The 26,884-nt window shown below is 25.4% G+C and carries 30 protein-coding genes, 1 tRNA gene and 2 pseudogenes; 10 read left to right on the top strand and 23 right to left on the bottom strand.

From position 1 onward, the window contains the following. Positions 1 to 73: 73 nt before the first annotated feature. The 4 genes from GQV94_RS04275 to GQV94_RS04290 are packed head-to-tail and all read right to left on the bottom strand — an operon-like array spanning position 74 to position 3,712. A complete protein-coding gene (locus tag GQV94_RS04275; protein ID WP_200169809.1) occupies positions 74 to 565 on the bottom strand; it encodes a phosphatidylglycerophosphatase A family protein in 492 nt (163 codons plus the stop codon). Between the two features lie 3 nt (positions 566 to 568). Then, positions 569 to 1,732: a sulfate adenylyltransferase gene (locus tag GQV94_RS04280; protein WP_200169810.1), complete on the bottom strand. Its 1,164-nt coding sequence runs from the start codon at positions 1,730 to 1,732 to the stop codon at positions 569 to 571. After that, entirely contained in the window at positions 1,710 to 2,600 is an 891-nt protein-coding gene (locus tag GQV94_RS04285; RefSeq protein ID WP_200169811.1) for a response regulator, read from the bottom strand. Before GQV94_RS04285 ends, GQV94_RS04280 begins: the two co-directional genes overlap by 23 nt. Continuing rightward, positions 2,600 to 3,712, bottom strand: a complete 1,113-nt coding sequence (locus GQV94_RS04290; RefSeq protein ID WP_200169812.1) for a bifunctional 2-C-methyl-D-erythritol 4-phosphate cytidylyltransferase/2-C-methyl-D-erythritol 2,4-cyclodiphosphate synthase — start codon at positions 3,710 to 3,712, stop codon at positions 2,600 to 2,602. Before GQV94_RS04290 ends, GQV94_RS04285 begins: the two co-directional genes overlap by 1 nt. A 114-nt stretch (positions 3,713 to 3,826) precedes the next feature. On the opposite strand from GQV94_RS04290, the gene GQV94_RS04295 reads away from it, so the two are divergent. Both GQV94_RS04295 and GQV94_RS04300 read left to right on the top strand, forming a co-directional pair. Further along, a complete protein-coding gene (locus tag GQV94_RS04295; RefSeq protein WP_200169813.1) occupies positions 3,827 to 4,930 on the top strand; it encodes an Mrp/NBP35 family ATP-binding protein in 1,104 nt (367 codons plus the stop codon). A gap of 17 nt (positions 4,931 to 4,947) precedes the next feature. Next, the gene (locus GQV94_RS04300; RefSeq protein ID WP_200169814.1) at positions 4,948 to 6,108 is read left to right on the top strand and encodes a tetrahydrodipicolinate N-succinyltransferase N-terminal domain-containing protein; all 1,161 of its coding nucleotides are present in this window, start codon (positions 4,948 to 4,950) and stop codon (positions 6,106 to 6,108) included. Positions 6,109 to 6,141: 33 nt separating this feature from the next. Here GQV94_RS04300 and GQV94_RS04305 read toward each other — a convergent pair whose 3' ends face one another. From GQV94_RS04305 to GQV94_RS04320, 4 genes are all read right to left on the bottom strand, one after another. Further along, entirely contained in the window at positions 6,142 to 6,609 is a 468-nt protein-coding gene (locus tag GQV94_RS04305; RefSeq protein WP_200169815.1) for a Dps family protein, read from the bottom strand. Positions 6,610 to 6,731: 122 nt separating this feature from the next. After that, a complete protein-coding gene (locus GQV94_RS04310) occupies positions 6,732 to 7,955 on the bottom strand; it encodes a glucose-6-phosphate isomerase (protein WP_200169816.1) in 1,224 nt (407 codons plus the stop codon). Then, positions 7,949 to 8,773 (bottom strand): UTP--glucose-1-phosphate uridylyltransferase GalU, encoded by an 825-nt coding sequence (gene galU / locus GQV94_RS04315; protein WP_200169817.1) that lies wholly within the window; start codon positions 8,771 to 8,773, stop codon positions 7,949 to 7,951. Before galU ends, GQV94_RS04310 begins: the two co-directional genes overlap by 7 nt. Positions 8,774 to 8,874: 101 nt before the next feature. Then, a tRNA-Glu gene (locus tag GQV94_RS04320) sits at positions 8,875 to 8,949 on the bottom strand. A 131-nt stretch (positions 8,950 to 9,080) separates the two neighbouring features. Between GQV94_RS04320 and GQV94_RS04325 the strand changes: the two genes are divergently transcribed. Next, the gene (locus GQV94_RS04325; RefSeq protein WP_200169818.1) at positions 9,081 to 9,644 is read left to right on the top strand and encodes a manganese efflux pump MntP; all 564 of its coding nucleotides are present in this window, start codon (positions 9,081 to 9,083) and stop codon (positions 9,642 to 9,644) included. Here the strand turns inward: GQV94_RS04325 and GQV94_RS04330 are convergent. Continuing rightward, positions 9,641 to 10,399, bottom strand: a complete 759-nt coding sequence (locus tag GQV94_RS04330; RefSeq protein ID WP_200169819.1) for an exodeoxyribonuclease III — start codon at positions 10,397 to 10,399, stop codon at positions 9,641 to 9,643. The genes GQV94_RS04325 and GQV94_RS04330 overlap by 4 nt on opposite strands. Positions 10,400 to 10,519: 120 nt before the next feature. Here GQV94_RS04330 and GQV94_RS04335 point away from each other — a divergent pair, with 120 nt between their 5' ends. From GQV94_RS04335 to pyrC, 4 genes are all read left to right on the top strand, one after another. Continuing rightward, complete coding sequence (locus tag GQV94_RS04335; RefSeq protein ID WP_200169820.1) at positions 10,520 to 12,043, top strand: phosphoethanolamine transferase; 1,524 nt, start codon at positions 10,520 to 10,522, stop codon at positions 12,041 to 12,043. After that, positions 12,040 to 12,396, top strand: a complete 357-nt coding sequence (locus GQV94_RS04340; RefSeq protein WP_200169821.1) for a diacylglycerol kinase — start codon at positions 12,040 to 12,042, stop codon at positions 12,394 to 12,396. Before GQV94_RS04335 ends, GQV94_RS04340 begins: the two co-directional genes overlap by 4 nt. Next, positions 12,393 to 12,626, top strand: a complete 234-nt coding sequence (locus GQV94_RS04345) for a replication/maintenance protein RepL (RefSeq protein WP_200169822.1) — start codon at positions 12,393 to 12,395, stop codon at positions 12,624 to 12,626. The genes GQV94_RS04340 and GQV94_RS04345 overlap by 4 nt, the downstream gene beginning before the upstream one ends. A gap of 64 nt (positions 12,627 to 12,690) precedes the next feature. Next, positions 12,691 to 13,698, top strand: coding sequence for a dihydroorotase (gene pyrC, locus GQV94_RS04350; RefSeq protein ID WP_200169823.1), 1,008 nt, complete (start codon positions 12,691 to 12,693; stop codon positions 13,696 to 13,698). A gap of 37 nt (positions 13,699 to 13,735) precedes the next feature. Here pyrC and GQV94_RS04355 read toward each other — a convergent pair. The 7 genes and pseudogenes from GQV94_RS04355 to GQV94_RS04385 all read right to left on the bottom strand — a co-directional run bounded on the left by GQV94_RS04355 (position 13,736) and on the right by GQV94_RS04385 (position 19,030). After that, a pseudogene (locus tag GQV94_RS04355) lies at positions 13,736 to 14,112 on the bottom strand (TM2 domain-containing protein). A 37-nt stretch (positions 14,113 to 14,149) separates the two neighbouring features. Continuing rightward, positions 14,150 to 14,860, bottom strand: coding sequence for a class I SAM-dependent methyltransferase (locus GQV94_RS04360; protein WP_200169824.1), 711 nt, complete (start codon positions 14,858 to 14,860; stop codon positions 14,150 to 14,152). A gap of 7 nt (positions 14,861 to 14,867) precedes the next feature. After that, positions 14,868 to 15,290 carry a GNAT family N-acetyltransferase gene (locus GQV94_RS04365; protein ID WP_200169825.1) on the bottom strand — a complete coding sequence of 141 codons (423 nt, stop codon included), beginning with the start codon at positions 15,288 to 15,290 and terminating at the stop codon, positions 14,868 to 14,870. After that, positions 15,280 to 15,999 (bottom strand): 3-deoxy-manno-octulosonate cytidylyltransferase, encoded by a 720-nt coding sequence (gene kdsB / locus GQV94_RS04370; RefSeq protein WP_200169826.1) that lies wholly within the window; start codon positions 15,997 to 15,999, stop codon positions 15,280 to 15,282. The genes GQV94_RS04365 and kdsB overlap by 11 nt, the downstream gene beginning before the upstream one ends. After that, a complete protein-coding gene (gene thrC / locus GQV94_RS04375) occupies positions 15,996 to 17,399 on the bottom strand; it encodes a threonine synthase (protein ID WP_200169827.1) in 1,404 nt (467 codons plus the stop codon). The genes kdsB and thrC overlap by 4 nt, the downstream gene beginning before the upstream one ends. Then, entirely contained in the window at positions 17,386 to 18,297 is a 912-nt protein-coding gene (locus GQV94_RS04380; RefSeq protein WP_200169841.1) for a tetraacyldisaccharide 4'-kinase, read from the bottom strand. Before GQV94_RS04380 ends, thrC begins: the two co-directional genes overlap by 14 nt. Continuing rightward, entirely contained in the window at positions 18,284 to 19,030 is a 747-nt protein-coding gene (locus tag GQV94_RS04385) for an NAD+ synthase (protein WP_200169840.1), read from the bottom strand. Before GQV94_RS04385 ends, GQV94_RS04380 begins: the two co-directional genes overlap by 14 nt. 286 nt (positions 19,031 to 19,316) lie before the next feature. On the opposite strand from GQV94_RS04385, the gene GQV94_RS04390 reads away from it, so the two are divergent. From GQV94_RS04390 to GQV94_RS04400, 3 genes are read left to right on the top strand one after another with little or no spacing between them, the layout of a single operon-like run. Continuing rightward, complete coding sequence (locus GQV94_RS04390) at positions 19,317 to 19,916, top strand: MBL fold metallo-hydrolase (RefSeq protein WP_200169828.1); 600 nt, start codon at positions 19,317 to 19,319, stop codon at positions 19,914 to 19,916. Then, a complete protein-coding gene (locus GQV94_RS04395; protein ID WP_200169829.1) occupies positions 19,913 to 20,203 on the top strand; it encodes a hypothetical protein in 291 nt (96 codons plus the stop codon). Before GQV94_RS04390 ends, GQV94_RS04395 begins: the two co-directional genes overlap by 4 nt. After that, complete coding sequence (locus GQV94_RS04400; protein ID WP_200169830.1) at positions 20,203 to 20,832, top strand: YggS family pyridoxal phosphate-dependent enzyme; 630 nt, start codon at positions 20,203 to 20,205, stop codon at positions 20,830 to 20,832. Before GQV94_RS04395 ends, GQV94_RS04400 begins: the two co-directional genes overlap by 1 nt. Positions 20,833 to 20,846: 14 nt before the next feature. On the opposite strand, the gene GQV94_RS04405 is transcribed toward GQV94_RS04400, so the two are convergent. From GQV94_RS04405 to GQV94_RS04435, 7 genes and pseudogenes are all read right to left on the bottom strand, one after another. Then, positions 20,847 to 21,596 (bottom strand): flagellin, encoded by a 750-nt coding sequence (locus tag GQV94_RS04405; protein WP_200169831.1) that lies wholly within the window; start codon positions 21,594 to 21,596, stop codon positions 20,847 to 20,849. Positions 21,597 to 21,616: 20 nt separating this feature from the next. Further along, the gene (locus GQV94_RS04410) at positions 21,617 to 22,102 is read right to left on the bottom strand and encodes a DUF4149 domain-containing protein (protein ID WP_200169832.1); all 486 of its coding nucleotides are present in this window, start codon (positions 22,100 to 22,102) and stop codon (positions 21,617 to 21,619) included. Then, entirely contained in the window at positions 22,089 to 22,907 is an 819-nt protein-coding gene (locus GQV94_RS04415) for a HemK/PrmC family methyltransferase (RefSeq protein ID WP_200169833.1), read from the bottom strand. The genes GQV94_RS04410 and GQV94_RS04415 overlap by 14 nt, the downstream gene beginning before the upstream one ends. Then, entirely contained in the window at positions 22,904 to 24,091 is a 1,188-nt protein-coding gene (locus GQV94_RS04420; RefSeq protein WP_200169834.1) for a M48 family metallopeptidase, read from the bottom strand. Before GQV94_RS04420 ends, GQV94_RS04415 begins: the two co-directional genes overlap by 4 nt. 167 nt (positions 24,092 to 24,258) lie before the next feature. Next, complete coding sequence (gene abc-f / locus GQV94_RS04425) at positions 24,259 to 26,181, bottom strand: ribosomal protection-like ABC-F family protein (protein ID WP_200169835.1); 1,923 nt, start codon at positions 26,179 to 26,181, stop codon at positions 24,259 to 24,261. A 21-nt stretch (positions 26,182 to 26,202) separates the two neighbouring features. Continuing rightward, complete coding sequence (locus tag GQV94_RS04430) at positions 26,203 to 26,685, bottom strand: hypothetical protein (RefSeq protein ID WP_200169836.1); 483 nt, start codon at positions 26,683 to 26,685, stop codon at positions 26,203 to 26,205. Next, positions 26,685 to 26,884: pseudogene (locus tag GQV94_RS04435) on the bottom strand (30S ribosomal protein S1); the annotation flags it as partial. The gene GQV94_RS04430 and the pseudogene GQV94_RS04435, both read right to left, overlap by 1 nt.

Raw genomic sequence — 26,884 nt, forward strand, 5'->3', positions numbered from 1 at the left:
TTGCTTTGAAATTAAAACTTAAATTATATAAGAATAAATTTTAAAGTTATATTAATTTAAGTTTAAATTTATTTTAAAATAAACTTTTTAATTCGATATCCCATTGTAATAAATTAAAATGATTTAAAATTCCATAAATTACAGCACTGAGCAATCCTGCAAATAACCCTGCCAACATATCATCTAGCATTACGCCCAAGCCTCCTTTAAATTTTTTATCGACTATCCCGATAATAGAAGGTTTTAAAATATCAAACATTCTAAATAATATAAAAGAAAGTAAAAAAGCAAAAAGTGTATTTCCAAAAATAGCTAAAGCTAAAAATACTCCAGCAACTTCATCAATTACTATATGTTTATCATCGTGAATTTTAGTTTCTTTTTCATAATTATCAATCACACGAATTGAGGCAATACAGATAAGTATTGAAAGTAAAAATAAAGTTTGTATTCCTAAATATTTTAAAATAAAAAATGCAGGAATCAAAGCTGCTATAGTTCCAAAGGTCCCAGAAGCTTTTTTAGTGCAACCTGAATAAAAAAAAGTTAAATATAATTTTCTCATAATCTACACCATATAAGACATTTGATGAACTTCTAAAAGTTTTTGATAAAACTCTTCATCTTCTTTATATTCTAAGATTCCATTAGTAGGAAAAAGATCATTATAAATTTTTTGCATATTTTTAAAACGATTTGGAAAAAGTTTGCTCAAAATCATACTTGAAATTTCCTTTCTCATAAAAATAGCTGGGGGAATGATTCCTGCTCTTAATAATTCTTTTAAAGAATTACTATTAAAATGCATATGATGGTGATGTCCATGGGGACAAGATTTTGTACTTACTATAATAGCACACTTATCGCAAAAAACAAACTCAGGTAAAACAATTACTTCAATACCATAATCTTTAGCAAATTCATCTAAAATAGTTTTAGGTTGATTACAATCATAAAACATTCCAAGTCCGGTATGATTTTGTCCCACTACTAATTTCGTACAACCTAAATTCTTAGCAATAGTCCCTTCAAGTCCAGGATTTAAATGAGCGTGAAATATATCAGTATCTTGCAAAGGAAATACAAAAATACGCTCAGGTGGCAAATAATCTTTTATAAATTTATTTAAATATTTTTCTTTAAGAGCAAAATCAAGTCCATTTTCTTCATAAGATTCTATTAAAAAAACTACTACTAGATCAGCCTTATCAATACTCCATCTAAAAATTCTCTCATGAGCTCTATGTAAAGGATCAAAACTTGAAACTATCGCTGTAATTTTTTTTGCATTAAGATTATTTTTAATACTTAAAAATTTTTCTTTAATACTTTTAATAGGAGAATTATAAATTTCAAATTCCCCGCTAATACATACATTTTTATCATCTAAAAAACACTCATTAAAATTAAAAATACTTGTAAAATGACTTTTATATTTAAACTGGGAATGAAAAATTATATGTCCAACTATTTGATTATTTAATATAAGATCGATTTTATCGCCAAATTGAATATTTTTTAAAGTTTCTTTAATTTTATTATATTTAGAAACAAAGGTTAATGGATAAAGAAAAGTATGACCTTTAAATTTCTTTGTGCGTGAAATTTCTTCGCTTTCTTCTTCATTCATTAAATATCTATAAGGACCAAGCATTCCTTCTTTAATAAGTGCAAGAATTTTAAATTCATTAGCATTAATAACTATACTTTTATTTTCTTTTGCTGATTTCATATTTTTTCCTTTTTTCCCATAAAGATTTTCTTGAAATTCCTAATTTTTTAGACAAATCTGTATCTGGAAAAATATTTTGATAAGTAAGTATTATATATTTTACATATTCATCAATAGTTAAGATTTCATTATTATTGATATTTTTTTCATCATTTCTTAAATCAATATAATCAAAATTTACAGGCTTTTCCAATGCAGTACTTGTATGCAAAATCACCATTTTATCTTTAATAAAATTTAAAATTTTTTCTTTTTCTGTATTTTTTAAGATTTGAAAATTGCTTATATATATAATATTGTTATAAGAAATGAGTTTAAAAATCTTTTCCAATGAACTTAATTCTAAAAGATCAATATATGAAAAAATTAAATCATATTTTTTCATATAACTAAAAACAAAAAAATCAGCATTATCTTGATTATTTGTCTGGATTATAAGAGGGAATTTAATTTTTTTATAATTGTATTCAATAGTTTTTAAATTTTTAAAATGTGATTTAAAATAACTTTCATAAGTATTATTTAATACAAGAAGTTTTCTAAAATCTTGATGATGCTTGATTTTTCTTAATAATTCTTCCATCATAAAAGGTTTTTGAATATAATCACTAGCTCCCATTTTTAATGGGTCAGAAACGGTATCTGTACTTATATATGAAATAAGAAGAATTATAATACTAGATTTAAATTTTTCAACTGCATTGATAAAATTATTAGTATTAGTAGAAAGAAGAATGACATCGTAAGTCTTTTCATCTTTTAACTCATCAAAAGAGTTAATAATTTCACACCAATATCCAATTTCACTTAATTTCATACTTATACTCTGTGCTAAGTAAATTTCATTTTCTATAATTAAAACTTTCATTATATTGTCCAATCAAAATATTTCAAATTTATGCAAGATAAGACAGCTATACCCTCTTCTCTTCCTACAAAACCTAATTTTTCTGTTGTAGTTGCTTTTACATTAACTCTAAATTCATCTATTTCTAGAATTTTGGCTATATTTTTTACAATATCTTGTTTAAAATTTTGCATTTTTGGAGCTTGTGCTATGATAGTTACATCGGCATTTATAATTTCAAATCCCACTTCTTTAACTTTTTGATAAGCTTGCTTTAAAAGCTCCATAGAATTAGCATTTTTAAATTTCATATTTGTATCTGGAAAAAGCTCACCTATATCTCCAAGCGCAGCAGCTCCAAGTAAAGCATCAATTAAAGAATGAGCCAAAACATCTCCATCACTATGAGCTTTTAAACCTTTACTAGGATGAATTTCAACCCCTCCTAAAAGCAAAGGACGCTTTTCTCCAAATTCGTGCACATCAAAACCATTGCCACAAAAAATTTCATTACTTGGTTTTGGTAAATCTAATTTTTTTAAATCCTCTTTAAAAGTGATTTTTCTTGCACTCTCTTCTCCTTCAACATACCAAATTTTTCCACCTACTGAAGCAATAGCACTACTATCATCGCTAAATTCTTTATCTGTTTCTAAAGCTTTTTTTAGTAAAGAAGTGCGTGAAATTTGTGGAGTTTGAATAAGCTTAATTTTTTCTCTTGGTAAAATTTTTTCATCAAATAAAGTAGTATCAACTACTTTTAAAATAGGCGTTATGCAATCTGCGTAATTAATATTTATAATTAATCTGTCAAATAATTCTTTAGAAATAAGTACTCTAGCAGCATCACTTACCATCACAAATTCGCTATCAATTTTATTAAGTGCATTCTTTAAAGATTGCGATCTTGATTTAGCGCCTTCAATAATTTCATAATGAGAAGTAAATTTTTTCATATAAGAAGTATTACTAGAAGTAACAACAACTTTTTTAAAATGATATAAAGAACTTAAATTTTTTGTCGCATATAACCAAAGTGGATCATTTTTTAAACGAATAAATTGTTTTTTTACATCAAGATTAAATCTAGTAGAATCCCCAGCTGCAAGTATAATTAAGCTTATATCAAGCATATATTTTCCTTTTTAAAAATTATGACTTTATAGTATGTTACCATATTAAACACTTATAAAAAGCTAAATTTTATTTTTTTGTTAGTAGAATAATATTTTAAATAAGGAGAACTAATGTTAAAAAAAATTGAAGAAAAACTTAAAAACATAAAATATCCTGGATTTGAAAAAGATATTGTTAGTTTCGGTTTTGTAAAAAATATACATTTTGAAAATGAAACTGCTTTGATTGATATTGAAATAGTATCAGCAAATCCACAAATTGCAAAAGAACTAAAAGATAATATTGAAGCAAATCTTAAAGAATTAAATTTAAAAGAGCTTAAAATTAATATCATACAACCTAAAATTCCTGAAGAAAAAAGTAATTCTAGAACTGGAAAAAATATAGCTCCTCAAATTAAAAATTTTATTATGGTTTCTAGCGGCAAAGGTGGAGTAGGTAAAAGTACTACTGCTGTTAATTTAGCTATTTCTATGGCAAAAATGGGTAAAAAAGTAGGACTTTTAGACGCAGATATTTATGGACCAAATATTCCAAGAATGCTTGGAGAAACCAAAACACAACCTGAAGTTGTAGGCCAAAAATTAAAACCTATCTTAACACACGGAATTTATATGATGAGTATGGGTGTTTTAATTGAAGAAGGTCAAGGTCTTATGTGGCGTGGAGCTATGATTATGAAAGCTGTGGAACAGCTTTTATCTGATGTTATTTGGCCAGAACTTGATGTACTTTTTCTTGATATGCCTCCTGGAACTGGAGATGCTCAAATTACCTCAGCACAAAGTATTCCTATAACTGCTGGAGTTTGCGTAAGTACTCCTCAAATTGTTTCGCTTGATGATAGTAAAAGAGCACTGGATATGTTTAATAAACTTTATATTCCTATAGCAGGAATTATTGAAAATATGAGTGGATTTTTATGCCCTGATAATGGTAAAGAATATGATATTTTTGGCAAAGGCACAGCAGAAGATATAGCAAAAATTTATAATAGTGAGGTATTAGCTCAAATTCCTATTGAAATGATAGTTAGAGAAGGTGGAGATGAAGGAAAGCCTGTAAGTTTTTACCATTCTGAAAGTGTAAGTGCAAAACGTTATTCTATAGCTGCTGAAAAAATCTGGAATTTTATAGAAAAAATCAATCAAGAAGGTGGAGTAAATAATTCTAAAATCCAACCTACAATAAATGGTAAAAGTGCCTGTTCTTAAAATATGAGGAGAAAATAATGATAAATTCTAAAGAAGATTTTTTACTTTTTGTAAAGCAAATAGAACAAAAACAAGGATACAAAAGTCCAAAAGCTTTTGGTATTGCAAGGCTTGATCGTGGACAAATAAATAAAAATAAAATTTTACAAGCAAATTTTGCTTTTGTAAATTTTGAACAAAATTATGCCTCAGCTGCTATTATATTTGAAGCTTTTGCTAAAAGAGGGATTGAAATTGATTTTAATGCAAGTGAATTTGTTAGTATTTTAAAATTAGAAGATATAGAATTTGCTCTTTCTTGTTTTAAACCATTTTTAGAAGAAGAAGGGCATCAAAACATTGATTTACTTAAAATCATTAAAGAATCTTTTAAAGATGATGAATATGCTTTTGTATGTATTTTTGAAGATAAAGAGCCTTTAAGTGTTGAAAGCGTATATTTAAAACTCTATCTTATTTCAAGTAAAAAAGTTCCTTTAAGATCTTTAAATTTAAATGGAGCTTTTGGACTTTTAAGCAATGTTGCTTGGAGTGATGATAAACCAATAGAATTAGAATACTTAAGAGTAAATCAAATGAAACTTAAAATGAAAAATCAATATCCAAAAATTGATTTTGTTGATAAATTTCCAAGATTTTTATCCCATATCATTCCTGAAGAAAACACAAGAATTCTTGAAAGCTCTAAAGTCAGAATGGGAGCACATTTAGCAGCAGGGACAACTATAATGCCTGGTGCAAGTTATGTCAATTTTAATTCAGGGACTACAGGAGCTTGTATGGTTGAAGGGCGTATTAGTTCTTCGGTAGTAGTTGGAGAAGGCACTGATATAGGAGGAGGTGCTTCTATTTTAGGAGTTTTAAGTGGAACAAGCGGTAATGCCATTAGCATAGGAAAGTCTTGTCTTTTAGGAGCTAACTCTGTTACAGGTATACCTTTAGGGGATAACTGTATAGTAGATGCTGGAATTGCTGTTTTAGAAGGAACTAAATTTTTACTCAAGGATAAAGATAAACTTCAAAAAGTTAATAAAGATTTTGATTTTTCAAAAGATATGTATAAAGGATTAGAACTTCAAGGTTTAAATGGACTTCATTTTAGACAAGATTCTATTAGTGGAGCGATGATTGTAGGCTTTAATAAAAAAGCTGTAAAACTTAATAATGATTTACATTAAGCAGAGATTAACTCTGCTTAAATTTCGCTTTTATTAACAACAACTTTGTGAAGTTGTTTGACAAGAGCCTTGTGAAGCTGATTTTAGCATCCAAAGATCTTTTTCATATTTAGCAATTTTTTCTTGTGCAAAAGCAGCTGTAGTTGTATCGCTAACTTTTTCTGATTCTTCATTTAATTTTTTAAATTCATTTAAAAGATATTCATAATCTTTTTTAATAAATTCAATTACTTCAATAGGTGTAAAACAATCCTTATCTACTTTTGGACTTTTAGCTTTTTCTATTAAAGTTTTTCTACAAACTATAGCTTTTTCTCCAAGTTGTAATACTCTTTCAGCACAATCATCAAAAAGTTCTGCCATTTCTTCATAAGCTTTTTCTGTATATTCGTGAATTGAAAAAAACTGAAGACCTTTGACATTCCAATGATAATTATGAAATTTAATCCATAAATGATGTGCATCTGCTTGGATTTGTAATAATTGATTTACTACTGACATTTTATCTCCTTTTTTTAATTTTTAAAATTATAACATAAAATTATTAAATAATAATTATTATTATATAAAATTTTTTATTATAATTTTTAATTTGTTTTATTATACTCTTTTTCTGTAAAAAATTAACGAGAATTTAATATATTTTTTAAAATAAGTTTTCCTACTTCAACACCAGGTTGATTATAAGTATTTATCCCTAACATAATTCCACAAGCTGAAGTAAAAAGTTCATAATAATACATTAAATACCCTATATGCCAAGAATCAAGATATTCAATTTCTATTAAATCAACACTAAGATTTTCAGAAATTAATGCGTGCATTGTTGCATCACATTGAGCATTTAAAAGTTCGTGCAATTTTATATTATTACTTGATGAATCTAAAAATGTAAAATTAATATCCGGTATAATTGGAGAATCTTTAAGATTTTTAATTTTTAAAAAAGTTATTGTTTTATTTTTAGGTCCATCCATAATAAGCTGTAAAAAACTATGCTGATCCCTTGCACCGATTAAAGAAATAGGAGTTAAACCTATCCTTTTATATCCTTGTTTTTTACCCAAACTTTCAGCAATAAGCTGTATATACCATTCATTAAATCCTCTAAAAATATCATTATAACTAAACAAAACATTAATATTAGCACTTTTATGTGTGCAATAATGATAAGCCTTTTGCAAAATTTCATCTTTTTTATGGATAAAAAAATCTTCAAAACAAGATCTAGCACCATTTAAAAGTTCTTTAGCATCATAACCACAAAAACAAAATGGCACTATACCAACAGCAGAGAGTATGCTAAAACGCCCGCCAACATTATTTGGAATAAAAAAAGTCTTTATATTTAAATCTTTTGCTTGTTTATCAAGGTTGGAATCCTTATCAGTAATAAAAACAAAATAATTCTTTAACTCACTAAGTTTTAAATTAAAATATCCAACAATAATCTTAAAGATTGAAATAACCTCTATAGTATTGCCTGTTTTACTTGTGATTAAAAAAAGACTTTCTTTAATATTAATATGTTCTAGAATTTCCATTAAAGTAGAAGATGAAGTATTATCTACAATATAAAGATTTTTTAAACTTGTATTTTGATTAAAAAGCAAATCTTTTAATGCTTTAACCCCGCAGCTTGAACCACCCATTCCTACTAAAATAATATTTTTAATATGATCTTTATCTTTGATAAAATCCTTACTTTCATCAATAAGTTTCAAACTTGTATCAATTAAATGATAATATCCTATATCTCCACTTTTAAACTCATCATTTATACGATTAGCATAAGATCTAATATTTTCAAATTTAGTTGTTTTAAAAAATAAAGTATTTTTTAACATAAGCTTTTCTTATAAAAGAAATTTGTTGCCTCTACAAAACCATCAACACTACCACAATCAAATCGCTTTCCTTGAAATTTATAAGCTAAAACCATCCCACTTAAAGCTTGAGTCAGTAAAGCATCAGTAAGTTGAATTTCTCCATTTTTTCCTTCTTTGGTATTTTCTAAAATACCAAAAATATCCGGAGTTAAAATATATCTTCCTATAATTGCCAAATTACTTGGAGCTTCATTGATATCTGGCTTTTCTATCATAGAATTAACCATAACCAAATTATCTTCTACATTATTTCCAGTAATTATTCCATAATTTGAAACCTGATCCTTTGGTACCTCCATAACTGCGATAATAGTGCAACGATATTTTTCATAAATTTTAACCATTTGTGTCATTACATTAAAACCTTCTTCATTGACACATAAATCATCAGCTAATATCACACCAAAAGCTTCATCTCCTACTAATGGTCTACTTTTTAAAATCGCATCACCCAGACCTTTCATTTGATTTTGTCTTGTAAAAGTAAAGGTACAACGATCAATTAAAGATCTTATATCATTTAATAAATATTCTTTTTTTGTTCCTAAAATTTGATGTTCAAGCTCATATGAAATATCAAAATAATCTTCTAAAGCTCTTTTGCCTCTTCCAGTTACAAATCCCATATTGTCCATACCTGCTTCTAAGGCTTCATCAACACCATAATGAATAAGAGGTTTATTTAATATAGGTAGCATTTCTTTTGGGAGTGTTTTTGTTGCGGGTAAAAATCTAGTTCCATATCCAGCTGCTGGAAAAATACAAGTTTGAAGCATAAAATTTCCTTATTGTTATTATTTTATAAAAAAATTATAACAAAATTCGCTACAAATTTAAAATAATTAATAAGTTAAATTAGTTCATATGTAGTAAGAAGTGGTGACCCATACGAGACTCGAACTCGTGTTACCGCCGTGAAAGGGCGATGTCCTAACCGCTAGACGAATGGGCCTTTCAATTTTCAATGAGTTTTTTTAAAAAGTGAATTATACATTTATTATTCTTAATATTATATTAAATTTTAAATTAATATTTTTAAATTATAATTTCATTTTTTATATTTATCAAACAAAAAGGTAAAATATGGATATTTTTAGTTTAATTTTTCTCTCTTTTGCCTTAGCAATGGATGCTTTTGCTGTATCTTTATGTAAGGGTTTTAGCGTTAAAAAATTAAATATAAAACACTATCTTTTAGTAGGAATTTATTTTGGCGGATTTCAAGCTATAATGCCTTTATTAGGATATATTATAGGAATAGAATTTGAACCTTTTGTTAGAGAAATTGATCATTGGATAGCTTTTATACTGCTTACTTTTATTGGTATAAAAATGATTAAAGAATCACTCGAAAATAAAAGTTGCGAAAATATAGCAAATGAATTTAATTTTAAAACTATGTTTTCATTAGCTATTGCAACAAGTATTGATGCATTTGCCATAGGGGTAAGTTTTGCTTTTTTGCAAGTTAATTTATTTTTAGCACTTTTTTTAATTGGTTTTATTACTTTTATACTTTGTATTTTTGCACTTAAAATTGGCAATCAATTCGGTGTTTATCTTAGCTCTAAAGCAGAATTATTAGGAGGTGGGGTTTTAATTTTACTTGGTATTAAAATTTTAATTCAGCATCTATTTTTTGATTAAATATCGAGTTCAATACCAACAGGAGCGTGATCTGAACCAAATATATCATCTCTTATAAAGGCATTTTTTAATTTCTTTTTTAAACCAGATGAAATAAAAAAATAATCAATCCGCCAACCTACATTTCTTTCTCTTGCTTTCATTCTATAACTCCACCACGAGTACTTTTCTTTGATATCCCCATTGATTTCTCTAAATGTGTCAATAAAACCTAAATTAAGCAAATCATCAATCCAAGCTCTTTCTATAGGCAAAAATCCTGATGTATTGGCATTTGCTTTTGGATGGGTAAGATCTATTTCTTTATGTGCAGTATTTACATCGCCACAAATAATAATTTCTTTTTTTTCATTTAAAAGTTTTTCAAGATATATTAAAAAATCTTTATAAAATTGCATTTTAAAATTTAAACGTTCTTCATCTTTTTGTCCATTAGGAAAATAAATATTAAAAAGAACTATATTTTTAAAACGATGTTCTAAAACCCTTCCCTCATCATCATCAAAAAATTCACATTTTTTTACTTCACATTCAAAATTACAAAGGCTCATTACTCCAGAATATCCCGCTCTTTTTGCAGAATTAGAATATATATATTTAAAGGGATATTCATAAATTCTTTTAGGGAATTTATCCTCGTGAGCTTTAATTTCTTGAAAACCTATAAAATCTATATTTTCTTTACTTATCCAATCTAATGCATTTTTATCACAAATAGCTCTTAAACCATTTACATTCCACGATAATAACTTCATCTTTATCCTTAAAATAAAAAAATGCAATCATAACATATTTTTTAAATTTGTGCTGTGTATTAATCTAAAACTATTATAATAAACATTTATTCAAGGGATAGTAAAAAAGGATAACAAAATATGCTAAAAATTTCATGGTTTAAATTTGTATTATTAAATTCCATACTGATTACTTGTTTAAATTTTAATCTTTTTATTTTTGTATATGAAAAGATTCAAAATACTTGGCTTACTTTAACTTTTATTGTTATGTATTTTTTACTTATACATACTATTTTTTCTATATTGTTTATCAAATATCTTACAAAATTTTTCTCTATATTTTTTATCTTAAGTTCTTTAATAAGCATATATTTTATTCATTATTATGGAGTTTTAATAGACTCTGATATGATTTTAAATGCTATGCAAACAGATGTAAAAGAAGTTAAAGAACTTTTAAATTGGCGTTTAATTCTTTTAATTTTAGGTTTTTTAATATTAATTGCTTTTATTGTTAAATTAAAAATTGTTAATTCTAATAAATTTTCCACTAAGATAATTAGTATATCTTTGGCTTTAATTTTATTTTTAGGTTTATTTTTACCTCTAACTAAAACCTATATTCCATTTTTTAGAAATTATAATGAAATTAGAATGTATAACACTCCTTTTTATCAAATTTATTCTTTATGGCGTTATTATAGCAAATACGTAAAAGCTAAAGAAAAATTTAAGACTATAGAAAATGATGCTTACATAGAAGATAATACAAGTAAAAAACTTCTTATTTTAGTAGTTGGTGAAACTGCAAGGGCGGCAAATTATTCTTTAGGTGATTATACTACAAATGATACAAACGCTTATACCAAAAAAGAAAATGTTATCTTTTTTAATAATGTTAGCTCTTGTGGAACGGCTACAGCTATAAGCTTGCCTTGTATGTTTTCTATTTCAAAAAGAGCAAATTTCTCCAATAGCGAATTTCAAGAAAATGCTTTAGATATCTTGCAAAAATTAGGAGTTAATACTATTTGGATTGATAATAATTCAGGGGGTTGTAAAGGGGTTTGCGATCGCATTAAACAAACAGAATTATATTCTTATCAATATGATGAGAATTTACTCGATTCATTCAAAGAAAAGTTAAAAAATCTCAAAAATCAAAATATCATAGTATTACATCTACAAGGATCACATGGACCAACTTATTATAAACGTTATCCTAAAGAATTTAAAAAATTTTTACCAACTTGTGATACCAATACACTTGATAAATGTTCACAAGAAGCACTTGTTAATACTTATGATAATACTTTGCTTTATACAGACTTTATTTTAAGTGAAATTATTGCTTTATTAAAAGAGAAGAATGATTTCCAAAGCTCTTTAATCTATATTTCTGATCATGGAGAAAGCTTGGGAGAAAATGGATTATATCTTCATGGTATGCCTTATGCTTTTGCTCCAAAATACCAAACACATGTTCCTTTAATTTTTTGGAGTAATGATAATAATTTAATAAAACTAGCGCAACAATACAGAAATTTAAAACTTTCTCAAGATAATCTTTTTAGTTCTCTTTTGGGATATTTTAATGTAAAAAGTAAAGTTTATGAGAGTAGCTACGATCTCTTTAGTAGCCATTTAAAGGATAACCCTTGAAGCCAAAATATAGTCTTTTAAACAATACTAAATACGCCATAGAAGGGATTTTAAGCCTTATTAAAAATGAAACTTCTTTTTGTATAGAACTTAGCATTATTATCCCTGCTATAATTATAAGCTTTTTTCTTCCAATTTCCTTGTTAGAACATTTATTTTTAATTTTTGTTTTGATACTTATTTTAATCGTAGAAGCATTAAATTCAGCAATTGAATCTTGTGTTGATTTAATAACAAATGAATGGAATGAAAAAGCAAAAATAGCAAAAGATTGTGGCTCAAGTGCTGTATTTTTTAGTGTTATTTTAGCTCTTTTTACTTGGGGAATGATATTGGGACGCTTATACTTATGAAATTTGAAAATTTAATAAAAGAGCTTTTTGGAAAAAAACGCTATGAACTTATGAAATTTTTATGTGATAATGCTGATAACAATGGCTTTATTACAATAAAAATAAATGAGATAGAAAAAAAACTTAACCAAAGTAAACCTACTATTATTGCAACTTTTAAATTTTTAGAAGAAAAAAAAGTTTTTAAAAAACTTAAAAATGGGTTCTATCAACTTTATATTAAAGAATAAATATTTGCTAATTTAAAAATTAATTTCTTTATTAAAATTCGATAATTTATATAAGGAACAAAAAATGAAGCTTAAAAATCCTTTGGATATGCATTTACATTTAAGAGATAAATTGATGCTAGAACTTGTTGCACCTTTAAGTGCAAAAGATTTTCGTGCGGCTGTTATTATGCCTAATTTAATTCCTCCACTTTGCGATATTAAATCTTTAAGATCTTATAAAGAACGTATTCTAAAAGCAAGTAATGATAAATGTTTTACTCCGTTAATGACTCTTTTTTTTAAAAATTATGATGAAAAATTTTTAGAAAAAGCAAAAGATGAAATTTTTGCCATTAAGCTTTATCCAGCAGGAATTACTACAAATTCGGATAATGGGATTTCAAATTTTGAAATTGAAGCTTTAAAACCTACTTTAGAAGCTATGAGTGCTCTTAATATTCCTTTATTAATTCACGGAGAAACAAATGACTTTGTAATGGATAGAGAAAGTAATTTTGCAAAAATTTATGAAAAATTAGCAAAAAATTTTAAAAATCTCAAAATTGTAATGGAGCATATAACAACCAAAACACTTTGTAATTTATTAAAAGATTATGAAAATTTATACGCTACTATCACTTTACACCATTTAATGCTTACTTTAGATGATGTTATTGGAGGAAAAATGAAACCTCATTTATTTTGCAAACCCATTGCTAAAACTTATGAAGATAAAACTACACTTTGTGAATTGGCTTTTAATGGTTATGAAAAAGTAATGTTTGGAAGTGATAGCGCCCCTCATCCACAAAGCGAAAAAGAATGCTGTGGCTGTGCGGCAGGAATTTTTAGTGCTCCTATAGCCTTAAGTGTTTTAGCTGAACTATTTCAAAAATATTCAAATCAGGAAAATTTACAAAAATTTATATCAGACAATGCTTGTAAAATCCATAGACTAAAATTTAAAGAAGATAAAATCATTACTTTAAATAATGAAGATTGGCAAGTCCCAAATGAATATAAAAATGAAAATGAAAAAATCATTCCTTTTATGGCAGGAGAAAATTTAAAATTTCAAGTAAAACCCTAAATTATACAATTTAGGGTTTATTATAATTAAAAAATATTTATTCCAATACAATTAAAATTTTTTTAAGATTATCTTTTTTAATACCTTTCCATACAAGAAAATAATCTACTATAGTCCAAACCCAAAGTCCGATTAAAATAATAAAACCTATATAGATAAAAGTAGTAATCATACCTATAATAAAAGTTATAAGTTTAGCAATCCCTAAAGTTATATCGCCTTTATAGAAGCGATCAATCCCATACAAACCAAAAAATAAACCTAAATTAAACCAATAATATGATTTTTAAAATTTAAAGTTACAATAGTATTAATTTTATCTTCGCTAGAATTTTTAAGTTTTTCTTGAACAAGAATTAAGCTTTGCGATGGAATTTTATCAGAAATCATCATTAAAACGGTATTAGCATCCATAAATATTCCTCTAAAAAATATTATAATATCAAAAAATTTAAAAAATTAAAAGTTTTATTTTTGATTCAATTTGCTCTTTTATCTCTTCTTTTACAAGATTTTCTAAGATTTTTTTATCTGCTTTTATCCCATTCATACCTAAATGCCATAAAGCATTTTCAATAGCCTCTTCGCGATTTCTTTCAACTATGCGTATTTCATTAAAAATTACTTTATGAAATTTAATATTTTCTCTTAATAAAAAATTTTCTAAATCTTTTTTATAAAACCCTTTAAATTCTGTATTAAAATGTTTAAAAATAGGATCTAAAAAATCACTCTTTCTATAATCAGCCCATCCAAGATAAATTCTAAGTGGGGCTAAAGATATAAAATTTTTATAATCTATATCATTTTGTAAAGCAGGAGACATACTTAAAAAAGCTATATCACATTTAAAATGAGAATTTTCCTTACAAAAAAGATCAAAACTTAAATTTTGACATTTAATATTATTTATATCTAAATTTAAAGCATCTTGGCTTAAAATTTCTAACATGGTTTTCGAACTATCTAAGGCTAAAATTTCTTTAGCACTTTTAGCAAAATACAAAGTCCAAACTCCTGTCCCACAACCTATATCTATAATAAATTTATCTTTAAAATCTATATTAAGCTTTTTAAATTCTTTAAAACTATCTTTTTGTATCTGATTTAAAGATTCATTATATCTTGCATAAGTTTTAGCTTTTTTATCCCATAAATTCATTTTAATCCTATCTAAGTTTTTTTATAAAACAAATAAGATGATTAGTAATATCAAAACCCATTGCTTTATGAAATTTAATACTAGCAAGATTCTTAGATTCGCAATCGCTTGCAAACTCTAAAGCCCATAACTGACAAGCTTTCAATAAAGAACTTGCATAAGATTTTCTCCTAAATTCTTCTTTAACAAAAATTGCCTCTAAATAACCAACAGGAGAAGTTTTAGACCCTTCTACATAATCAAATCTTAAAGAAGCTAATGCAAAAGCAATTGCTTTATTTTCTTTATGCAATAAGAAAAAAATATGATTTTTAGAACAAAGTAATTTCTTAAGCTCTTGTTCTAAAGTATTTTTATCACCATTAAAAAGTAAAAAGAATAACGGTGATAAAATTGGTAAATCACTTAAATTTGCTTTTTTAATTTGCATGATCAAAAATTTTTAACGCCTTTTCATAATCCTCTAAAGTATCTATACCTATGCTTTTAGTATTAATTTGTAACATTTTAATTTTTTTACCATTTTCTAAGGCTCTTAATTGCTCTAATTTTTCACTTTTTTCTAAATCTGAAGTTTTAAATGTGCAAAATTCTCTTAATGATTTAACCCTATAGCCATAAATCCCTAAATGTCCTTTAAAATCATTATAATCTTCTCTTTCAAAAGGAATTTTAGCCCTTGAAAAATATAAGGCAAAATCAAATCTATCATTTACAACTTTTACCAAATTTGGATCATTAGCTTCAATTTTAGATATGTTTTTATAACAACTTGCCATAAAAACATCTTCGTTTAAATTTATAGAACAAAATTCTTTAAATTTGATTATATTTTCTTCTTCTATAAAAGGCTCATCGGCTTGCACATTAATAATAATTTCATTTTCATTTAAATTTAAAATATCACTTGCTTCTTTAATTCTATCTGTTCCACTTTCGTGCTCTTTTGAAGTTAAAACTGCTTTAAAACCAAAATCCTTAGCAATTTTTAAAACTTCCTCATCATCTAAAGCTATAACCACCTCATCAATCTTTGCCATTTTTTGAGCTGTTGCTATAAACATTGGAACATTATTAATTTTATAAAGAATTTTTTTAGGAAATCTCGTTGATTTTAATCTTGCAGGTATAATTATCATTGTTTTATCCAATCTATAATTTCATTTTCAAGCTCATCACACTTATAAGCTTTTAAATTATTGTTTTTTATATCAAATAAAGCAAGTAAATCTGGTCTTATTTGATAATTAAATTTCAAAGCAATTTCAAGCATGGCTTCTTTTTCATTGTTTAATTCTTTATCAAACAAAGCTTTATATATACTTGGAGTGAATTTTGTCCATTCTGCCGTTGAAGTTATAAGAGTACTTTTATTTTTATCTAAAAGTTTAAAACAAGTTGCTGTATGTGGATCAATTAAAAAATCTTTAGAATACTCTTTAATAAAATTCATACATTCTAAATCCGAGCAAGAAGAAGCATCAAAATCTTGCTTTAAGTTATCAAGCTCATCTTTACTTAAATAAAAATATTTTTTTTCTTTTAAATTATTCATAAGCTCTTTAGTTCTTAAATCTCCAAATTTATCAAAAAGCAAACGCTCAATATTTGAAGAAATTAATATATCCATAGCCGGAGAAATAGTCTTTTTAAGGCTTCTTTCTCTTATATCATAGACACCCTGATTAAAAAAATCACTTAAAACATCATTGGAATTAGTAGCAATTTTAATACGATCTATCTTAGCTCCCATTTTTTTAGCATAATATGCTGCTAAAGCATTACCAAAATTACCACTTGGAACTATAATGTCTAATACTTTATCAAGTTTCACACAAGCATAATAATGATAAATCATTTGAAATAAAATTCTTCCAAAATTAATAGAATTTGCTACACAAAGTTTAAAATCCAAACCAGCTAACATTTCCCTAAAATCATCTTTTAATAATAGTTTTTTTAGGGTATTTTGCGCATCATCAAAATTTCCTTCTATGGCAAAAACTTTTAAATGATCTTTATTTAAAGCTTGCATTTGCAAAGCTTGAATTTCACTTGTTCCATCTTTAGGATAAATACAAACAACTTTGATATTGTGAAATTTTTCAAAACTTTTTAAAGTAGCTGGTCCTGTATCGCCACTTGTTGCACAAATAATTAAAATTTTTTCATTTTCATTTAATTCATTTAAAAGCATACCAAAAGGTTGTAAAGCCATATCCTTAAAAGCGCGTGTCGGACCGTGATAAAGCTCATTAATAAATAAATTTTCATTTACTTTTCTTAAAAATAGAGCTGTTTTATTATCAAATTCTTTATAGGTTTGCAAAGCCTTTTTAAATAAATTAATATAACCAAAATGAAAATGTTCTATAAATTTTAAAGCAAATTCTTCATAGTCTAAATCTTTTAAATCATAAGCATTAAAAGGTAAAATCTTATCAAAAGTATAGAGCCCTCCATCCTTTGCACTAGGATTAATCAAAGCTTCTTTAAAATCTATTTTATTATTTTTATCTCTTGTGCTAACAAGCTGCATTAAAACTCCTTATATAGCTTTGTAAAACTTTTTTAAAACTATCTTCTAATTCTATATTTAATTCTATAATTTGACACTTAAAACCAAAATCTTTTATTTTTACATAATCTTTAAAAGTAAGCATTAAAGTATCGCAATGATGTTTATCAAGTAATTTTTTAAGTTCATCTTTTTTAAATTCATAATGATCATTAAAAAAATAACAAGCTCTAGCCTTTATAAAATGCTCATAAAGTCTAAAAGGTTTTGCAATAGCTGTTACTAAAATAGCCTTAGGATTTTCTTTTACAAAAGAATAACGATAAAAATCTTTACCCTCTTTTGCAATAAAATTGGCTCTTTTTTTATAAAATTTTGGAAGCCTATATGCTCCACTTGGTAAAGTAAAACCAAAATAAGGCTCTATCTTACTTTCTAATAAAATATCAAATTTTTTAATATAAAACTTTGAAAAAGCATCATCAAGTAAAACAATCTTTGCACCCAAATCAAAAGCTTTTTGTATCCCTTTTACTCTATCTTCGCTTACTATTACCCCGCTTATACTTTCTTCAAAAGCATATTCCATAGCTTCATCGCCACTTTGCATTACATCGCATAAAATTTGTTCATTAGCTTTTACAACAAGAAGTCCTTTGCTTTTTCTTTTATATCCTCTAAGCACAATAAAAACTCCTTTAAATTCTTTAGAAATAGCTTTGCATACCGGAGTTTTTCCATTGCCTCCAAAACTTAAATTCCCTACACTAATAATAGGTTTTTTAAAATCTATTTTTTTTCTAAAATATAAATTTAAAATAGCCACTAAAGCATATAAAAAACTAATAGGAAGCAAAAGAAAAGCTAAACACTTTTGCCAAAAAGATGGTTTAAAAAAATACCTATCAAGCCAAGTCATTAAATATTTCCGGCAAAGCTCTCTTAAAAGCATATTTTGTCATTCTTTCTTTAAGCATAGAAACTAATTCTGGGTTTAAGCTTAATATTTTTTCCTTATCATTTAATTCTAAAGCTTTTAAACCTTGATCAATCTCTTCATAAGAAAAACCTAAATCTTCTTGATCGTTTTGTCCAACCCAAAGATCAGCACTTGGAGCTTTTTGTATAAAAACTTGATCTAAATTTAAAAAAGTAGCTAAGTTATAAATTTCACTTTTGTAAAAATTTCCTATAGGATTAAAAGCACAAGCTAAATCTCCATAAATAGTTCCATAACCAAGCATTAGCTCACTTTTATTTGAAGTTCCAGCAACTAAGCATTCTTTTAATGCAGAATAATCATAAAGCAAACTCATACGAATTCTAGCACATAAATTACCCATTCTAATTTTGTTTATATCTTGACTTTGTTCTAAAAACGAAGTTAAAATTTTATCAATTTTTATAATTTTATATTCTATATCTAGATCTTTACAAAGTTTAAGGGCATCTTGTAAATTTTGTTCATTTGAATATTTACTCGGCATTAAAAGAGCAAAAATATTAGTTTTTAAAGCATTTTTACAAAGTGTTGCTACCAATGCTGAATCAATTCCTCCACTTAAACCAAGCACCACACCTTTTGCATTAGCATTTTTAATTCTTTCTTTTATAAATTCATAAATTTTTTGCGTTAATTTTTCATAATCCATAAGTTTTACACCTTTTAAAATTGCCATAATTATAACATAAGCAAAATTCATATCTTTAAAAAGAATTTGATTTACAAAAAAATATAAATAAGCTTAATAAAAATATAAATTTAAATTTTTAAATCTTTAATAAAAATTAATTTTTAATTCAAATCAGATATAAAAATCAAACAAAACAAAAAGTATTATTTAAGCAAAATCAAAAAAATATAAATTCATTAAAAAAGATTAAAAATTTTAAAAATAACTCAAATATTATATAATTTAAAAAACTAAAAGGATAAAAATGCAAATTATTAAACAAGCCTGTGGTCCTTATGAAACAAATTGCTATATTTTAAACACAAATATTGGTGAATTTATTATAGATCCTGGCATGGGGGCTTTAGAATTTATAGAAAAAAATGTTAAAAATCCTATAGCTATTTTAAATACTCATGGACACTATGATCATATATGGGATAATGCTAAAGTTAAAAAGAAATTTAATATTCCTATTTATATTCATAAACTAGATGCATTTTTTCTTCAAGATCCTTTTAATCAAGGCTTTGAAAAAAGCGAAGCTGATGTTTTAATTGAAAATGAAGATGACATTAACATTAATGGCATTTTTTTTAAATTTCATTTTTTACCTGGTCATACTCCAGGTTGTTCTATGATAGAAGTAAAAGGTGAAAAATTAATGTTTAGTGGAGATTTTTTATTTTATAGAAGCATAGGAAGATGGGATTTTCCTTATTCTAATGCTCAAAATATGAAAGAAAGCTTAGAAAAAGTTCTACTTTATAAAGAAGACTTTCGTCTTTTACCTGGACACGGAAAAGAAAGTACTTTACAAGAAGAAATTCTTCATTTACCAAGTTGGTTAAGGTATTTTCATTGAGTTTAGATTTTGTTTTATTATGTATTTTTGTTTTTTTAAATTGTTTTGCTCTGCTAGGACTTAAATTAAAAAATAAAACAAAAAAGAAGGTTTATAAAATTTGTCCTTGTAAAAAAATGGCTGAAAATGGGACTTTAAGTACTCTTTGTATGTATGGTGCTATGGGTGGATTTTTATATAGTGCTACTTCTATTAGTTTTATTGGTTTTAAAAATTTAGAACTTGATCTTATCTTTTTACTTTCGCTTTTATGTGCTTATTTAGGATGGAGATTGAAAGAAAATTAATGAATTTAGAAAAGATACTAAAACTTACACAAAATATTCGCTTAATTGGTGCAAGTAAATATGTTGATGCTAAAACCATTGAACATTTTTATAAATTAGGTATTAAAGAATTCGGGGAAAATCGTATTCAAGCTTTAAAAGCGAAAAAAGAAGAACTTGATAAAGAAAATTTAGATATAAAATGGCATTTTATAGGAAATCTTCAAAGTAATAAAATTAATCTTTTAATCCGTCAAAAACCTCATCTTTGGCAATCTTGCAATGGAATTGAAATGGCTAAATTAGTTAATAAAAAATTAGATTATACTCTAGATACTTTACTTGAAATCAATATAGCTAAAGAAGATTCCAAACAAGGGATAGAACCTAATAAAGCCTTAGAAGAATATCTTCAAATTCAAGAAGAATGCTCTCATTTAAATTTATGTGGAATTATGTGTATGGGTTCTCATAGTGATGATAAAAAACAAATTGCTAAAGATTTTGAACAAGCTTATAAAATTTATGAAAATTTAAAAAAACACAAAGCTACAATTTGCTCTATGGGTATGAGTAATGACTTTGAATTAGCTATTAAATGTGGCTCTAATATGGTAAGACTTGGAAGTATTTTATTTAAGAGTCCATAAAAAGGACTCTTTTTTTAACTTAATAAGCTAGCAAGTTTGGCTTGTAACATCATATTTGATTGTGCTGCTATAAATGCAGAAGCATTTTCTTTTAAATATGATTGATTTAAATCATTTATATTTTTTGCTAAATCATTATTTAATAAATTATTCTCTGAAGACTTAGCATTAATGCTATTTTGCACGCTAGCATTAATATTTGAAGTTAAAGCGTTAATACCTGAACCAATTTCTGATCTTAAAGTTCCAAGCTGATCTTTGAAATTCGCAATACTTTCAGGATCATCAATACTTAAATCTTTCGTATTTAAAACATTTAAATTAAAATTTTCATTTCCACTTCCAACTACAAAATCCATACTTTGAAATACATTTTTACCATTATAATTTGCATTATTAAAAGAATTATTAATTGATTCTTGAATACGTGATGCTTCAGTTCTTAGCATTGATTTTTGATTATCATTTAAAGCTGCATTATTCATTCTTACTGAAAGTTCGCCTAATTTATCCACACTTTGAGAAATGCTATTTAAACTTGCATCAGCTATTTGCAAAACACCTATAGCATCATAAGCATTAGCAACACCTTGATCTATAGTGCTAGCATTTGTTCTTAAAGAATCAGCGATAGCTAAATTAGAACCATCAACTCCACTAATGGCTCTAGCAGCAGCGATATTCCCTAAGGCTTTTTCAGAGGATTTTTGAGCATTATCTAAATAATGATTTTGCTGCATTACACTGGCATTATTGATTTTCATAGTTCCTCCTTTAATTAAATTTATATTATTTTAGTATTTTTTTCTATCTTGAAGCTTAAAAAATACAAAATAATTTGCATTATAATAATAATTTTTAACACAACCTCGCTAGCTGAATGCATACTTTTAAACTCATTATTTTGTATCACTTGATCACCTAAAATTCTTTGTTGCTCTGCTATATAATCACTAAAATAAAAAACAAACAATAAACTTAAAATTAAAATCAATAAAGAAAGTATTAATTTTGAAAATCTAATTTGAAATTTTATTTTATTTTTAAAAAAACAATAACATTCATAAAAAAAATTAAAAAACGATATAAAGAGTAAAATATAACCAAATTTTATAAAAATATGAGTCATCATTAATCCGCTTTGAAAATGACTCAAAATTCCTTCTCCTATAATATCTTTAGGATAAAAAATAGTTGGTGCAACAATAATTCCAAGAATTAATTCAATACCTATAAGTGCACTGAGTAAAAAAAGATTAATTGCTTTCATTAATTTCTCCTTTTAAAATTGCCCAAAAAGCTCTATTAAAACCTCTTTCATCTTTAAAAAACTGACTTTGATAAAAATTTTTATTTAAAATTTCTTGCAAAATTTCTTTTTGATCATAACCAAATTCACAAGCTAAATATTTCACATTATTTGAAAAACTGAATTTTATTATTTCTTCTAAAATTTCATATCCTTTCTCTCCTCCAAATAAAGCTTCTTTTGGTTCATTAAGAACCCACTTATCAAGCTTATAATCATTTTTTATATAAGGAGGATTTGAAAAAATAAGATCAAATTTATTATATTTTAAATCTCTAAAATCACACAAAATAAAATCAATTAAATGATCTACTTTGTGAATTTTAGCATTTTTCTTAGCAATCTCTAAAGCCTTAGCACTAATATCACAAGCAGTAATTTTAAGGCTTAATTCTTTAGCCAAAATAATACTTAAAATTCCACTCCCAAAACCTATTTCTAAAATATTTTTAAAATTATTTTTTTTACATAAGTCAATAAGCTTTACAAGTAAAATCTCGCTATCATATCTTGGGATTAATACTCCATTTTCTACATAAAATTCTAAATTATAAAAATAAGCCTTTTTAAAAATATATTCAAAAGGTTCTCCTTTTTTAAAACGAGAAATCAAATCAAAATAAGGTTTTTCATCAAATTCTAATTCTTCATTTAAATAAAGCCAAATTTTATCTTTTTTTAAATATTCGCATAAAATGAAAACAGCTTCATTTTTGTGGTCTTTTAAGGATTCTTTGGCTAAATTTAATGCTTGCTTTATCCTCAATTTAAAGCCTTAAGTCTATCACTAATACTTGGATGACTTAAATGAAAAAAAGTATAAATAGGGCTTGATTTTACAAAAGCTTTATTTTCTTTTGCAAGTGTAATTAAAGCACTTTTCATGTCCTCTTTTGAAGTCATTTTAGCACCATATTGATCAGCTTTAAATTCATTATTTCTACTCAATAAATTAATCAAAGGAGCGATAATAAAGCTAAAAACATTTCCAAAAAGCAATAAAAGCACAAATACTCCAGCATTAATTTCTGTTAAATGACTCTCTTCATAAACAAAATCTGGTAAATTAGCAAAGAGAAAAAATAAAACAAACATTACTAAAGCATTCATAAATAAAGATTTAATTATATCTTTATGCACAAAGTGTCCTAATTCGTGCCCCAAAACAGCTAATAATTCTTTTTGATTTAAAGCTTTTAAAAGCGTATCAAATAAAACAACTCTTTTACTTTTAAAAAGACCTCCAAAGTAAGCATTTAAGCGCTTATCTCTTTTGCTTGCATCAATTACATAAATTCCATTAGCACTAAAACCGCATTTATGCATTAAATTTGTAATCTTATTTAATAAATTTTCATCGTTAAGTTTTTGCATTTTATTAAACAAAGGTGCAATCAAAATAGGATAAATAACATTTATGCCTAAAATAATTATAAAAGAAAATATAAAAGCTACTATCCACCAAAAAGTCCCAAAATAATTATAAAAAAACAATAAAGCATAAAGAATCAAAAAGCCAAAAATTACAAATAAAATTAAAGATTTTACACTATCTTTAATAAAAAGCATTAAAGTCATATTTGAAAAACCTTGTTTTTTATTTTTAACAAAATTTTCATATAAACTAAGTGGTAAATTTAATAAACTTGTTATAAGTAAAAAAAGAAGCAAAAATAAAGTATTTTCTAATATGGAATTAGAACTAATAATAAATTTTTTAAGATACAAAAGCCCAAATGTAAGCCAAAGTATATTAATAATTAATGTATAAAAATTGGAAAATATTTTAAATTTTTCATTTTCAATTGCTATATTTGCTGCATCTTTATAAGTCTCATCATCTAAAACCAAAGCTTTATTGAATTTTTGTTTTTCTAAAAATTGAATTTGTATATAAGAAACCAAAGAAAAAATTGCAGTATAAAAACATAAAATTGCAATTAAAACCATATAATAACTCCTTAAGATCATAAATTCTATCTTAGTTTTACTTTTAAAAAGTTAATATAAAAAATAATAAAAAAATACTTTTTAAAATATCAATATAAAAAATTTTATAATATAATAATTTAAGATTAATAAACTATTTTTACTCTTAAAAACATTGATAATAAAATTTAATTTTGACTTTTTTCCAATACCTTGAAATAATCTTCTTCAAGAATTTTAAGCTCATTTTGTGCTTGCATCAATTCTTCATAAAGTTTTTCAATACCTATTTCTTTATAGAGCTTAGGATTTGATAAAGAATTTTGAAGTTTATTAATTTCTTTTTCTAAAATCTCAATTTTATCAGGATAAGTTTTTAAAATTTCATTTTCTTTATAGCTTAATTTTTTACTTGTTTTCTCTTTGTTGGATACTAGATTTTCTTTTTTAAATTCTTTTTCATACTCTTCAATTTCATTAAGTTCTTTTTCATTATCTAAATATTCTGTATAAGTCATATACTCTATATTAATTTTGCCATTTTTTTCAAAAGCATAAATTTTATTAGCAATTTTATCAACAAAATATCTATCATGAGAAACAAATAAAATAGCACCTTTATAATCTAAAAGATATTCTTCTAAAATATTAATTGTTGAAATATCAAGATCATTTGTTGGCTCATCTAAAATTAAAACATCATATTCTTTAGTAAAAAGCAAAGCTAAGACGACGCGATTTTTCTCTCCACCACTTAATACGCTTACAGGCTTATCTAAAAATTCTTTTGGAAATAAAAAATGCTTTAAATAACCATAAATATGCATATTTTTGCCTTTAACTAAAACTCTATCACCTCCATTAGGACAAAAAATTTCAATAAGAGTTTTATCTGAATTTAAAAGCGTTCTTGCTTGATCAAAATACCCTATTTTTATATCTCCTTTTTTAATCTTCCCGCTATCACTTAAAACTTGCTCCATAAGAATCTTTAAAAATGTTGATTTGCCACAACCATTTTTACCAACTATAGCTATACGTTCATTTTGCAAAATTCTTGCACTAAAATCTTTAAAAAGAACCTTTTCACCTATACTTTTACTAATATTTTCAAGTTCAAAAAGCATTTTCTTGCGGTTTGAATTTTGATTTGAATTTATTTGACTTGCTCTTTGAATTTCAAGTTTAAGACGATTTATAATTGCAGGATTTTTCTTAGCTTCCTCTCTCATTTTTAAAATTCTTTCTTTGCGACCTTGATTTCGTTTAAGTCTTGCCTTAACACCTTTTCTTAACCATTCTTCTTCACTTTTGAGTTGCTTTAATAAATTTTCATAATTTTTTGAAAGATTTTGAAGGATTTGAGCTTTTTTATCTAAATAATTTGTATATCCCCCTTCAAAAACATTAATATTGCCATTTTCTATTTCGACACATTTATGTGCTATTTCTTCTATAAAATATCTATCGTGCGAAATAAAAATAATACACATTTTAGATTTTTTAAACATATCCTCTAAAAAACTTGTCATATAAACATCTAAATGATTGGTTGGTTCATCTAAAAGAAGTATATCAGGATTTTTAAGCAAGAGAATACTAAGACCAACTCTACGAATCTCTCCTCCGCTTAAAGAGCAAACCATTTGATCTTTAAATTCCAATAGCTTTAATTCATTTAAAATTCTATGAATTTTTTGATCAATATTCCAAGCATCTTTACTATCAATCAAATTTATAAGTTCATCAATTCTTTTTAATAAAGTTTTATTGCAAGGATCTTTAGATAATTTATCTTGTAAATTTTCATACTCATTTAAAGTATCATAAATTTCTTTAAGTTCTTTATGGATTAATTCATTAACACTTAAATTAAGTTCAAAATCGACCTGTTGGGAAAGCATTGCTATGGTTTTTCCATTCTGCCTTAAAACTCTTCCACTATCTAAAGATAAATTTCCAAAAATGATTTTTAAAAAAGTAGATTTTCCTTGTCCATTCTTGCCTATTATGGCAATTTTTTCACCTTCGCAAACACTAAAATTTGCTTCATTAAGAATAATTCTTTCATCAAATCTTTTTGATGCATTAATTAAATCTATTAGTGCCAAAAAAATCCTTAAAATAATAGTTTATAACCATATTTCCTTTGCTTTAGCATTAATTTTATATTCTTTTAATTTATTAATAATATTTTCAATTAAGGTTTTATTATCAGTATTTAAAAAAATCTCTGGATTATCATTTGATTTTAATAAAAAATAATCAATATTAAAAAAATTAAGAGTTTGTTTTAAACAAAATATAGAATAAATATCATATTTATTAATTATTAATTGATAGTACTTACTTTTTTCCTTAAAATCGCTTATATCAGCCTCAAAATGCATGCTAAATTGTTCTGCTGCTGGAGTATAATCTTTTGAGACCCAATTAGCAAATTCTTCTTGCCAAGTAGGGTTGTTATTAGTAGAAATTGCTTGAATTTTATTATCTTGCATAAATTGCGGAGTAAAATCTATATTTGATTTAAAACTCCACAACAAAAAGAAAACAGCAACAAGTAAAATCAGTAAGAAAAAACCTAAAAATCCTATAAGGAAATACTGCTTCATTATGATAAATGATCTTTTATAATATCACCTAAAGTAATTTTGTCATTATTATTAATTTCATTTAAAGCTTCTCTTTCTTTTATTTTTAATAAATTCTTCACACTTAAACGAATTCTATTCTTCTTTTCATCAATAAAAGCAATACTTGCTTCAACTTCATCTCCAATTTTTAATTTTTCAAAATCTGAAATATTAATAT

It is taken from the genome of Campylobacter sp. TTU_617, assembly GCF_016599045.1.
GTDB lineage: Bacteria > Campylobacterota > Campylobacteria > Campylobacterales > Campylobacteraceae > Campylobacter_D.

Bases quoted from the DNA above. Each gene is read 5' to 3' on its own strand.
- GQV94_RS04400 (WP_200169830.1), top strand. From the start codon at position 20,203: ATGAATTTAGAAAAGATACTAAAACTTACACAAAATATTCGCTTAATT.
- GQV94_RS04430 (WP_200169836.1), bottom strand. From the start codon at position 26,685: ATGAAGCAGTATTTCCTTATAGGATTTTTAGGTTTTTTCTTACTGATT.
- GQV94_RS04305 (WP_200169815.1), bottom strand. From the start codon at position 6,609: ATGTCAGTAGTAAATCAATTATTACAAATCCAAGCAGATGCACATCAT.
- GQV94_RS04310 (WP_200169816.1), bottom strand. From the start codon at position 7,955: ATGTTAAAAAATACTTTATTTTTTAAAACAACTAAATTTGAAAATATT.
- GQV94_RS04420 (WP_200169834.1), bottom strand. From the start codon at position 24,091: ATGGTTTTAATTGCAATTTTATGTTTTTATACTGCAATTTTTTCTTTG.
- GQV94_RS04330 (WP_200169819.1), bottom strand. From the start codon at position 10,399: ATGAAGTTATTATCGTGGAATGTAAATGGTTTAAGAGCTATTTGTGAT.
- GQV94_RS04285 (WP_200169811.1), bottom strand. From the start codon at position 2,600: ATGAAAGTTTTAATTATAGAAAATGAAATTTACTTAGCACAGAGTATA.
- GQV94_RS04290 (WP_200169812.1), bottom strand. From the start codon at position 3,712: ATGCTTGATATAAGCTTAATTATACTTGCAGCTGGGGATTCTACTAGA.
- GQV94_RS04300 (WP_200169814.1), top strand. From the start codon at position 4,948: ATGATAAATTCTAAAGAAGATTTTTTACTTTTTGTAAAGCAAATAGAA.
- galU (WP_200169817.1), bottom strand. From the start codon at position 8,773: ATGCTTCAAACTTGTATTTTTCCAGCAGCTGGATATGGAACTAGATTT.
- GQV94_RS04360 (WP_200169824.1), bottom strand. From the start codon at position 14,860: ATGAATTTATGGGATAAAAAAGCTAAAACTTATGCAAGATATAATGAA.
- GQV94_RS04380 (WP_200169841.1), bottom strand. From the start codon at position 18,297: ATGACTTGGCTTGATAGGTATTTTTTTAAACCATCTTTTTGGCAAAAG.
- GQV94_RS04275 (WP_200169809.1), bottom strand. From the start codon at position 565: ATGAGAAAATTATATTTAACTTTTTTTTATTCAGGTTGCACTAAAAAA.
- thrC (WP_200169827.1), bottom strand. From the start codon at position 17,399: ATGCAGCTTGTTAGCACAAGAGATAAAAATAATAAAATAGATTTTAAA.
- GQV94_RS04385 (WP_200169840.1), bottom strand. From the start codon at position 19,030: ATGGATTATGAAAAATTAACGCAAAAAATTTATGAATTTATAAAAGAA.
- GQV94_RS04335 (WP_200169820.1), top strand. From the start codon at position 10,520: ATGCTAAAAATTTCATGGTTTAAATTTGTATTATTAAATTCCATACTG.
- GQV94_RS04345 (WP_200169822.1), top strand. From the start codon at position 12,393: ATGAAATTTGAAAATTTAATAAAAGAGCTTTTTGGAAAAAAACGCTAT.
- kdsB (WP_200169826.1), bottom strand. From the start codon at position 15,999: ATGATAATTATACCTGCAAGATTAAAATCAACGAGATTTCCTAAAAAA.
- GQV94_RS04365 (WP_200169825.1), bottom strand. From the start codon at position 15,290: ATGCAAATTAAAAAAGCAAATTTAAGTGATTTACCAATTTTATCACCG.
- pyrC (WP_200169823.1), top strand. From the start codon at position 12,691: ATGAAGCTTAAAAATCCTTTGGATATGCATTTACATTTAAGAGATAAA.
- GQV94_RS04295 (WP_200169813.1), top strand. From the start codon at position 3,827: ATGTTAAAAAAAATTGAAGAAAAACTTAAAAACATAAAATATCCTGGA.
- GQV94_RS04280 (WP_200169810.1), bottom strand. From the start codon at position 1,732: ATGAAATCAGCAAAAGAAAATAAAAGTATAGTTATTAATGCTAATGAA.
- GQV94_RS04325 (WP_200169818.1), top strand. From the start codon at position 9,081: ATGGATATTTTTAGTTTAATTTTTCTCTCTTTTGCCTTAGCAATGGAT.
- GQV94_RS04410 (WP_200169832.1), bottom strand. From the start codon at position 22,102: ATGAAAGCAATTAATCTTTTTTTACTCAGTGCACTTATAGGTATTGAA.
- GQV94_RS04390 (WP_200169828.1), top strand. From the start codon at position 19,317: ATGCAAATTATTAAACAAGCCTGTGGTCCTTATGAAACAAATTGCTAT.
- GQV94_RS04405 (WP_200169831.1), bottom strand. From the start codon at position 21,596: ATGAAAATCAATAATGCCAGTGTAATGCAGCAAAATCATTATTTAGAT.